9 protein-coding genes are annotated in these 10210 nt (G+C 64.5%); 5 read left to right on the forward strand and 4 right to left on the reverse strand.

What is annotated here, in order from left to right; translation table 11 throughout:
- The first annotated feature begins 5 nt into the window (after positions 1–5).
- Together QMC96_11795 and pscS are read left to right on the forward strand one after the other, a co-directional pair.
- Positions 6–188, forward strand: coding sequence for a hypothetical protein (locus QMC96_11795; GenBank protein ID MDI6877442.1), 183 nt, complete (start codon positions 6–8; stop codon positions 186–188).
- A complete protein-coding gene (gene pscS, locus QMC96_11800) occupies positions 185–1363 on the forward strand; it encodes an O-phospho-L-seryl-tRNA:Cys-tRNA synthase (GenBank protein MDI6877443.1) in 1179 nt (392 codons plus the stop codon). Before QMC96_11795 ends, pscS begins: the two co-directional genes overlap by 4 nt.
- On the opposite strand, the gene thiI is transcribed toward pscS, so the two are convergent.
- Together thiI and QMC96_11810 are read right to left on the reverse strand one after the other, a co-directional pair.
- Positions 1356–2534 (reverse strand): tRNA uracil 4-sulfurtransferase ThiI, encoded by a 1179-nt coding sequence (gene thiI, locus QMC96_11805; protein ID MDI6877444.1) that lies wholly within the window; start codon positions 2532–2534, stop codon positions 1356–1358. The genes pscS and thiI overlap by 8 nt on opposite strands.
- A gap of 457 nt (positions 2535–2991) precedes the next feature.
- A complete protein-coding gene (locus QMC96_11810; protein MDI6877445.1) occupies positions 2992–4311 on the reverse strand; it encodes a hemolysin family protein in 1320 nt (439 codons plus the stop codon).
- Between the two features lie 238 nt (positions 4312–4549).
- Here QMC96_11810 and QMC96_11815 point away from each other — a divergent pair, with 238 nt between their 5' ends.
- The 3 genes from QMC96_11815 to wecB all read left to right on the forward strand — a co-directional run bounded on the left by QMC96_11815 (position 4550) and on the right by wecB (position 6882).
- Entirely contained in the window at positions 4550–5176 is a 627-nt protein-coding gene (locus QMC96_11815; GenBank protein ID MDI6877446.1) for a DUF2150 family protein, read from the forward strand.
- Positions 5173–5622, forward strand: a complete 450-nt coding sequence (locus QMC96_11820; protein ID MDI6877447.1) for a DUF5814 domain-containing protein — start codon at positions 5173–5175, stop codon at positions 5620–5622. The genes QMC96_11815 and QMC96_11820 overlap by 4 nt, the downstream gene beginning before the upstream one ends.
- Positions 5623–5811: 189 nt before the next feature.
- On the forward strand, positions 5812–6882 hold the full coding sequence (gene wecB / locus QMC96_11825; GenBank protein MDI6877448.1) for a UDP-N-acetylglucosamine 2-epimerase (non-hydrolyzing): 1071 nt from the start codon (positions 5812–5814) through the stop codon (positions 6880–6882).
- A gap of 466 nt (positions 6883–7348) precedes the next feature.
- On the opposite strand, the gene QMC96_11830 is transcribed toward wecB, so the two are convergent.
- Positions 7349–8557: a glycosyltransferase family 4 protein gene (locus QMC96_11830; GenBank protein ID MDI6877449.1), complete on the reverse strand. Its 1209-nt coding sequence runs from the start codon at positions 8555–8557 to the stop codon at positions 7349–7351.
- Positions 8558–8749: 192 nt separating this feature from the next.
- A partial coding sequence (locus QMC96_11835; protein ID MDI6877450.1) for a flippase occupies positions 8750–10210 on the reverse strand: 1461 nt, incomplete at its 5' end.

The following is a 10210-nucleotide window of genomic DNA, read 5'->3' on the forward strand; positions in this document are numbered from 1 at the left end:
ATTTGGTGACCAAAAGGGCTGTCGATGCAGTTTTTCTTGCCCTGTTCGCCCTGACGGATCTGCGGGCGATGCTGCGGAAGACCGCACCGGATCACAGGCTCGACCCGCAGCAGCAGCAGGAGGCGAGAGCGCTCATCGCGCAGGTACGCGGGCAGCTGGAGCGGCTCGAGGAGGATCTCCTGCCATGATGTGCGGGGATGCGATCGAGGTGCGGGAGCTGGACGAACTCTATATCAACCTCGACCCCATCCAGGCCGCGGGACGGCTCACACCGGAGGCGATGAAGGCGGTGATCGCCTACGGGGACGGCTACTCCGTCTGCGACTTCTGCAGGAAGCCGTTCCGCCTGGACTTCATCGAGAAGCCCCCCGTGAAGACGTTCCACCAGGATCTCGCCCGCTGGCTGAACATGGACCAGGTGCGTCTCGTGGCGGGCGCCCGGCGGGGATTCCATGCGGTTGCCCACACCTTCGCGCGGGAGGGGGACGTGGTGCTGCTCACGGCGCTCTCCCACTACACCGAATTCCTGGCGGTGGAGGCGGCGCGGGCAATCCCGCTGGAGATCCCGAAGAGCAGAGGAAACATCATCACCGCCGAAGCCGCGGCCGAGAAGATCGAGGAGGTGATGCAGCAGCACGGTCGTCCTCCCGCGCTGCTCTTCGTCGACCACTTCGACTACCAGTTCGGGAACGAGCACGAGGTGAAGGCGATCGCCCGGGTCGCCCATCAGTACGACATCAAGGTGCTCTACAACGGCGCCTACACCGTCGGCGTCCTGCCCGTGGACGGGAAGGACCTCGGGGTGGACTTCGTCGTGGGCTCCGGGCACAAGAGCATGGCGGCGCCGGCCCCTTCAGGTGTGCTGGCCGTCCGCGAGGAGTACGCGGGCGAGCTCTTCCGCACCACGGCGGTCCGGGGGGACGTGACCGAACGGACGTTCGGGATCAAGGAGGTGGAGATGATGGGGTGCACCCTCATGGGGGTCACTCTGGTCGCCATGATGGCCTCGTTCCCCGAGGTGCGGGAGCGGGTGCGCCAGTGGGACGCCCAGCTGCGGAACAGCCAGATCGTGGTGGACGCCCTGCGGTCCATCGAGGGCACCGAGATTGTGAGCGAGTATCCCCGCAGACATACCCTGACGCGGGTGAACACGACCCGGTCCTTCGACCGGGTGGCCAGAACACACAGGAAGCGGGGTTTCTTCCTCACGAGCGCGCTCAAGGAGCGGGGGATCGCCGGCATCATCCCCGGGGCGACCAGGGTCTGGAAGTTCAACACCTACGGGATCACCGAGCAGCAGGCGCGGCACGTGGCCGACGCCTTCCGGGAGATCGCACTGGAGAACGGGCTATCCGTCACCTGATCTCCTCGATCTCCCCGTTCAGGGCCCGGATCTTGCGGGCTTCCCGTGCAGCCGCATCGGCGAGGGCGGAGATGCCGATCCGCTCTTCGGCCTGCTTCACGGGGACCTCCCGCGCCGCCGTCGCCGGGTAGCGGGGGACCGCCCTGCAGCAGAGCTCCCCCTTCGTCTGCTCGAAGGTCCCGATCTTCCGCGCCAGGTCCACGATCTCGCTTTTGTCGTAGGCGATCAGCGGGCGGAGCAGGGGGAGAGACGCTGCCGAACTGATGAGCGCCATGTTCTCCAGGGTCTGCGAGGCTACCTGCCCGAGGCTGTCACCGGTCACCAGGGCGCGGACGTCCGTCCCGGCGGCGAGGCGGCTCGCCGTCATCAGCATGAACCGCTTGCAGACAACGCAGCGGAGCCTCGGCTCGACGGCCTCGGCCATGCGGTCGTAGAAGGGCTCCGCGTCCACGACGAGAAGGTCAAGGGGATACCCCCGGCACCAGGTGGAGAGCGTGCGGTGATGGTCGGCGACGACGGCGCTGCGGTCGCGACCCACCCATCGCCCCCCGTCCATGTAGACGTGCACCACCTCGCAGCCGCGGCGCATCATCAGCCAGGAGGCAACGGGGGAGTCCAGCCCCCCGCTGACGAGGGCCAGCACCCGACCCTGGGTGCCCCAGGGGAGTCCGCCGGGCGCCGGAATGCGGCGGTCGTACACCAGCCCGCCGAACCCCCGGGCCTCCACGAAGATCTCGTAGTCCGGGCAGCCGAGATCGACCGATATCCCCGGAATCGCCGCCATGATGGCTGCACCGACCGCCGCGCCCAGTTCCTGGCTCGTGAACCCCTGCACGCGCTCCCGCCGCGCCCGCACCGCAAACGACATCCCGGGCGCGAGCCGCTCCTTCGCGCGGGAGAGGGCGGCCTCCGCCAGATCGGAGACCGCGTTCGTCGTGGCGGTGCCGATGCTCACGTCCACCACGCCGAAGATGCGGCTGACGGACTGCGCTATCCTCTCGGGATCCGGGCCGAAGACGAGGATCCGCCCGCGGTGCTCCTGGATCCGGTAGTCGAGGGACCCGGCATCCAGCGTCCTCCGGATGTTCTGCACCAGGCGATGCAGGAATCGGCGGCGGACCGGTTCGCTTTTTAAGAAGACCTCGCCGTAACGGACGATCACGACGTCCACGACAGATGCACCTCTCTCGTTATCGGCATGCTCTGCAGTACAACAGTCGGCCTTCTCCTTAATAGTGCTTTTTTATGGGGCAACGGGGGACGTTAGTCCACCTCTGCGGGATGCATTATCTTCAGGGATTCAGGAACAAAGCCCAATCGTACCGCGGGGGTGGGGGCAGTTGGGGGAGGGGGAGCGCACTCCCCTCCCCCCTACAGTGCGATAGGTCGGGTCAGGGAGCACGAGAACGGCGTCTTCTCACCGCATCCCCGCATGAACGTCCATTCGTATGAGGATACAAGGGGTACACCCATCTCTCCCACAGGAGCGACAAGGCCTCGATGGGAGCATCGCCAGTCGAGTGTCTTGGTCGGCCTGATCAGAACGAGCTGCCCAGGTCGCCCCCATGGTTCGGACATATCCCTAAAAAGTGCGTGCGCCAGGTGGCTTCGATCGATCCTGCCCTGTATCAGCCCCCGGCCGTGGCGGCGGCGGGCGGCGGCAGCGGCGTCACCAGCATCTTGTCGATGCGGTTCCTGTCCATGTCCACCACCTCGAACCGCAGCCCGCCCCACTCGAACCGCGTGCCGATGGTCGGGATATGCCCCGTCTGGAGCAGCACGAAACCTGCCAGGGTCTGGTAGGTATCCTCGGCGGGCAGCGTATCCATTCCGAAGATCTCCTTGAACTCGTCTACCGGGAGCATCCCGTCGAGGAGCCAGGAGCCGTCCTCGCGCTGGATCGCCATGGGTTCGGCCAGCTCCTCGACGGAGGGTATCTCGCCCACCACCTCCTCCAGGATGTCCTCCAGCGTGATCAGCCCCTGCACGCTCCCGTACTCGTCGATGACGAGGGCGAAGTGGATTCCCGACTGCTGGAAGATCTCGAGCGCCTTGAACACACGAATGCTCTCCGGGACGAAGAGAATGCGGCGGAGCGATGCCCGCAGATCCGTCGGCGATCCCGACAGGAGCTGCGCGACGATGTCCTGCACCCGCACCATGCCCAGCGTCTCGTCCAGCGAACCTTCGGCGACCGGATACCGCGAGTGGCCGCTCTCCACGATCTTGTCGCGGATCTTCTCGGGGGTGTCGTTGACGTCCATCCAGACGATCTCGGTGCGGGGCGTCATCAGGGCGTTCACCCGTCGGTCCCCGAGCTCGAACACGTGCTCCACCATGTCCCTCTCGGTCTCCTCGAACGTACCGGCCTCGATCCCCTGCTCGATCAGGATCCGGATCTCCTCCTCGGTGACCGTCGGCTGCGGAGGCCCCCGCACGCCGAACAGGCGGAGAACCGCATCCGTCGATACGGACAGGACGTACACGAAGGGGGCGGCGATCAGGGAGACCGCCCGCATCGGATTTGCCACGAGACCGGCGAGACGTTCGGGATTCTGCAGTGCGAGCCTCTTGGGGACGATCTCCCCCAGCACCAGGGTCAGGTATGTGATCGTAACGACGACGATGCCGAGGGAGAGGGAGGCGCTGTAAGGGGCGATGGCGGGTATCGTCGAGAGGACGGCATCCAGCTGGGCGGCGACGGTGGCGCCTCCGAAGGCGCCGGCGAGGATGCCAATCAGGGTGATCCCGATCTGGATCGTGGAGAGGAATCGGTTGGGGGATCTCAAGAGCTCGAGCGCCGCCCGGGCGTTCTCGTCCCCGCCGTCGGCCATCTGCTGGAGCCGCGCCCGCCGGGCCGAGACAACGGCGAACTCGGCCAGGGAGAAGAGGCCGTTTCCGAGGATGAGCAGGAGGAGGATGATGACGTTCACCGTCAGATCCGGCATGGTCCACCTCCCCGGCTCTCTTTCATGCGCATCGGCCCCACTCCTTTCGGTGTTCCGGTGGTCGCGGTCGCAGTTTATGCTTTCGGGCTGATATACATATCGTGCGGCGCACCCGATCCTCCCCCGACACCGGGGGCACGCCGAATCGCCATAAACGGGCTGATTGCCTGATTTTTCCCGTCTCCGGGATTTGAATAGAGAAGGTTCATATTTTATGCCATACTGATGTGGTACTGAAATGGCAAAGAAACGCAGCAAGGAAGAGGAGCAGCCGCAGAAGTTGTTCTATATCTTCTATAGCCAGGAGCGCTGGAATAACTGGATCAACACGTTGAGAGGGATGAACTTCGAGCCCGAGGGCGATGAGATGCCGGAGGGCTACCAGGCGCTTTACAACTTCACCGAGGATATCACCATCTCGACCCTGAAGATCGTGCGGCTCTACCAGAACGGGCGGTTCACCAGGGAGGAGGCGCTGGAGAAGCTCGGGCAGGTGGAGGCGATCGTGATGTCGGATCTGCCCGAGGACCGGATCGGCGAGATCGTCGAGTCTCTCCAGCTCTCCCTCCTGGTGCTCTTTGCCTCCTGCCGCAAGTACCTGGAAGGCGGCTTCGACAAGAGCGCGATCAAGACTCACGTGAAGGAGGGTCGGGCCCTCGCCGATACGGATCTGGAGGGGGCGCTGGCGCTCGCCGCCGATATCGGCGCCAGCGTCATCGACGGGGCCTCCTGCTGCGAGAAATACTTAAAAGACGATATGAAGGACTCCACCTTATTTGACGAGTGGCTGATCGAGATCGAGACGATGCGCGACGAGATGAAGAGCCTGAAGAACTTCGACGAGGAGCCCGGAGAAGTCACGTGATCGCGGACAAAGCCCGGTTCCGCGCGTCGAGGAAGGTGGAGCGGATCTCCGGCGTGCGGCTGCCGGAGTTCATGTTCCACGGTGCGTTCCTGGAGGCGATCAGCACGCTCAACTTCCGGAACCTGGAGGACAGTCTGCACGACCAGCTCCTGGCCTTCGTCCGGGAGTTCCTGACCTGCGACTGCCGCGACGCCCCGCTCTGCGGATGCCCCGAGAGGCGGTTCGCGATGCTGATCATCGAACTCCGCGAGGGCGGCATGGACCACCGCGAGATCTCTGCGCACCTGCTCGAGGAGTACGGGATCGATATCTACCCCGCCGACATCCTCTCGTTTCTGGAGGACTCCGTCCACGTCCTGGAGGCGATCCGCGACGTGGCGAATCTCCAGGGGGAGGAGGACCTGGCGAAGAAGACCGAGGAGCACATCAAGAGCATCGAGGGATGAACCGCGATCGGCTCGGGAATGCGCCCCCTCCGATGACCTCATTCAGGCAGTCGATCGATCTCCGGCAGCGGGTACGGTTTGCATGGGATCTGTGGAACCCGTCACCTGCCAATGCGGTCCAGTTCGTCGGCGTGCAGCCGGGATCCGGACCCGAATTCGTCTCGGCGCGGTCCGGATCGGTGTGAAGCCATGAGAGTCGCATCCATCGTCGGGGCGCGGCCCAACTTCGTCAAACTGGCGCCGCTCTCGAAGGAACTGCGGCGGCATTGCGAGGAGATCATCATCCACACCGGCCAGCATTACGACTATGCCCTGGACAGGATCTTCTTCAGCGAGCTCGGCATCCCGGAGCCCGATTACCACCTACATGTGGGGTCCGGAACGCACGGCTACCAGACGGGAGAGATGCTGAAGAGGATCGAGGAGACGCTCATCTCGGCGCCTCCGGATCTGGTCCTCGTCTTCGGCGATACGAACACCACCCTGTCCGGTGCCCTCGCCGCCGCGAAGCTCCGCATCCCGCTTGCCCACGTCGAGTCCGGGCTGCGTTCTTTTGATCGCCGCATGCCCGAAGAGATCAACCGCATCCTCGTGGATCACTGTTCGGATCTCCTCTTCTGCCCCACGGAGACCGCCGTGCGGCACCTGGCGAGAGAGGGGATCACGGAGGGTGTTCACCTGACGGGGGACGTGATGGTCGACGTTCTGCGGGGATCGGTCCATCTGGCGATCGGAAAATCCAGGATTCTCGAGGAGCAGCATCTCGCAGCCCGCGGCTACTACCTGGCAACCGTCCACCGCGCAGAGAATACCGACAATATCGAAAACCTGAACAATATCGTGGCTGCGTTCTGCGAGATCGGCGATGTCGTCTTTCTGTGCCACCCGAGGACGGAGAGGAGGCTGAAAGAGTACGGCCTCTGGGATCGCCTGAACGCCTGCATCACCGTCCTGCCTCCCGCAGGTTTCTTCGACATGATCTGTCTGGAGAGAAATGCGAAGATGATCCTGACCGACTCCGGCGGCGTGCAGAAAGAGGCGTACATCTTCAAAGTGCCCTGCATCACGCTCCGGGACTCGACGGAGTGGAGCGAGACACTCGAAGAGGGGTGGAACGTGCTGGCGGGAGCGGACAGGGATGCCATCATCTCCCTGGCCGAAGGCTTCCAGCCCGATGAAGGTTCCCATACAGAACTATTCGGAAGAGGGGACGCCAGCGCGAGAATCGTGGAGATCATCCGCAGCACTTTCGGCGACTGAATTGCCCGCACGAAGCGCCGCCGATCTTCTCCACGAGCCGTCCCGGCGAATCGAACGGCGGAGATGGTTTGATTTATAGCGCCGTTGCCGGATCGCGTCCTCGCGGGATTGCCATTCTCTTCGGGGCGTTCTGCTTTCCGCCACGGTGGGCGGTACGATCCGGCAGCTGCCGGGCAACTCGATGCCGCCCGCTCGCCGACCGGAGCAAACGGGATTGGCGGGCGCTCCTGTTTCGGTTCGCGCGGGAGGGAAGCGATGGCCCGGCATTCGAGCGCGGATCGAGGCAGTCCCCTATTGCATCGTTCCGCAGGACGGCCTTCGGTTCGCCATCGGAGAGCGGCCCCCGGGAACGGGGCTTCTCCTGCCAGCTCCCGAACAGAGCGATCGCAGCAGGCGCGACGGGGGTCGTGTTCGGTGCGATCACGAAGGAGGCGGTAGCTGCGATACCGCCGTGCTCCGCTGCCTGCTATGCTTCGGATCTCTCACGGCGGGACGCGAGGGCGTACTCGTAGACATGCAGCGTCTCCGCCGAGACCCTCTCCCATGTATAGGTGGCTTCGACGTGCCTCCTCGCGTTCTCCCCCAGCGCCTTCGCCCGGGGAACGTGGTCGGCCAGATCGACGATTGCGTCCGCCAGCGCTCCCGCGTCCATCGGGGGCACCAGCAGCCCGATGCCATCGCCGCCTTCCAGGATCTCTTTCAAGCCGCCGATGGCGGTCGCGACGACGGGTTTGCCGCAGGCCATCGCCTCGAGCACCCCCAAGGGAAAGACCTCCTCCGCGCCGCCCACGGGGATCGAGGGGGCGACGCAGCAGTCGGCCATATTCAGGTACCGCGGAATCTCGCCGTGGGGGATCCTGTCTGTCAGGGATACGAATCCCTCCATGCCCTCCCGGGAGATCGTCTCCCGCAGCTCCTCCCCGAGTGGTCCCCCGCCGATGGCGATCAGGCGGATGGAGGGTCTTCTTGCATGCGCCTCCCGGATCGCCGTCAGGAGGTAGCGGATCCCGCTCTGCTCGGTGAACGATTTTACAAAGACCACCACAAAATCGTTCCGGGAGATCCCGAACCTCTCCCTCTCCCCTCTCGCATCGAAAGCGGCAAACCGTTTCGTGTCCACCCCGTTCGGAACGAAGAACACTTTTTCCGGGTCGGCGCCCAGTTCACGGACCACCCAGTCTCTCAGGCGGCTTCCGACGGCGATGACCGCATCCGCACGCTGCACGGCCCACCTCTCCACCCAGCGGTAGATGTGGAAGCGGATCGAACCGGGGCGGATCTCCCCGTTCGCGACCGACTCGAGCGTGAGATACCCATGACATGTCAGCACGAGGGGTCTTTTTCGGTCCAGCAGGCCGATTAAGGCGTTGAAGGGGCCGTGCGCGTGGTAGAGGTCCAGACCATCCCGCAACAGCAGCGCTCTCTTCACCTTCTGCAGGATGCCCTGCAGCAGCACCAGGCGACCCGGCACCCAGAGCCTCTCCTGCCACACCTGAACGGGGCCGTCCGAGCGGTGGCCGGGGCCCGCCGCATACGGCGGCGACTCCATGTGGATCACGGATACGGCATGCTCGCGGGAGAGGCACCTGGCCAGATGCCGCACGACATGCGCCGGCCCGCCGATCTGGGGCTCGTAGTCCCCGATCATGAGCACCTTCATCGAGAGCCTCTGCACGCCTCGGGGAATTCCCCCACCCGGCTGGAGGAAATCACCGGAATGGGTTCTGTTCTGGCGCGTGGGCCTGATATACCTTTCCCGATCGGCGGGAACAGGTTTGCCTCGCGGCGGGCAGCTCCCGCAGGGGAGAGCGTGCGCTCTCACCGCCTGCATCGGGAGGCTCCCTGCCGTCCTCGACCCGGATCGGTGTCAACGGTCCAGCCACCAGGGCCAGGGGATCCCCAGCTGCACGACGATCTCCCGGAAGTCCTCAAGAAACGCCCGGTCCAGCCGCAGCAGCACCAGGGTATACACCACCCCTCCCAGAAGGACCGTCAGGAAGAGTGTGACCACGCTGTCCGGGGGAACGATGAACCGCAGGATGCCGACGGCTGCCGCCATGACCAGCGCCGCGATGCAGATATTCAGGACAGGCCTCCTCTCCAGCCTCACGCGGATGAGCCGCGAGAGCACGCGGTAGGCAAGCGCGGCGTTGAGCAGCATGGTGGCGAGCGTCGCGATCGCCGCCCCCACGATGCCCACCAGCGGGATCAGGGCGATATTGATCAGGATGTTGGCCGTGGCCGCGGCGGCGGTCACCTTGAACGACTCCCGCGGCTGATCGAGGGCGCTGATGCTGCTCGTCAGGAGGTACATGAAGACGTTCACGATCTGGACGGCCAGGAGGACGGCGAGGGCCGGCGCCCCCGTCACGAACGGCTCTCCGTAGAGGTAGAAGAGCAGTCTGTCCCCGAGCAGCCACCCGCCCACGGCGACGGGGATCGCCAGGATGAGGGCGTAGGAGAAGGAGCGGGCCATCGCCGTCTCCACGATGCGCAGATTCCCATCCGTACCCCATCCGCTGATCTTCGGGAACAGCACGGTCTGCAGGGCGATGGTGGTGAAGGTGGCGATCGACGTGAGCTGGAATGCGGTGCGGTAGATGCCAACATCGGCATTGCCCAGAAAATAGCCGATCAGGATCGTATCCGAATACGTGTAGACCAAAGTCCCGCTCGCCGCCAGGAACGACCAGAAGGAGAAGGAGAAGAGGCTCTTCAGGTGGCCAAGGTCGAACCGCGCCAGGCGGAGATCCAGAAACCTGAAATTGATCGCACCTCCGACGATGACACCGGCAATGAATCCCCCGGCGAGACCTGCAAGGCCGTATCCCAGGAAGACGGCCAGGATCTGCACCAGAACCTTGATGACGTTGCCCAGCAGGTTGCTGACCTGGTACACGCCCACCTTGCCCGTCCCATAGATCCCCCTCCCGATGCTGGACGAGAAGATGCCGACGATTAACGCCGCAATGAGCCAGAAGAACATCCCCGACTCCTGCAGGTCCACGAATCGATCCTGCAGAGCGAGAAGCAGCAGCACCGATCCCGCGATCAGCAGGACCCGCAGGAACACGTATGCCGTGAAGAACGCCGACTGGTCCTTCCCCTCCGATATCCGTTTGACCGCGGCGCCGCCGAACCCGCCGTCCCCGATCAGGTCGAAGATGCCCAGGTAGGCGAGGAAGAGGAAGTAGGCACCGAGGATGGAGGGACCGAGCACGTGGGCGAAGTAGAAGGTGGCGACAAACCCGATGATCGTCAGGGCGATCGTGGATGCGAGCGTGATGAGGCTCTGCCGCTGGACCGCACCGAGGCCCATGACGCGCGA

The sequence above is a fragment of the Methanomicrobiales archaeon genome, from assembly GCA_030019205.1.
GTDB lineage: Archaea > Halobacteriota > Methanomicrobia > Methanomicrobiales > JACTUA01 > JASEFH01.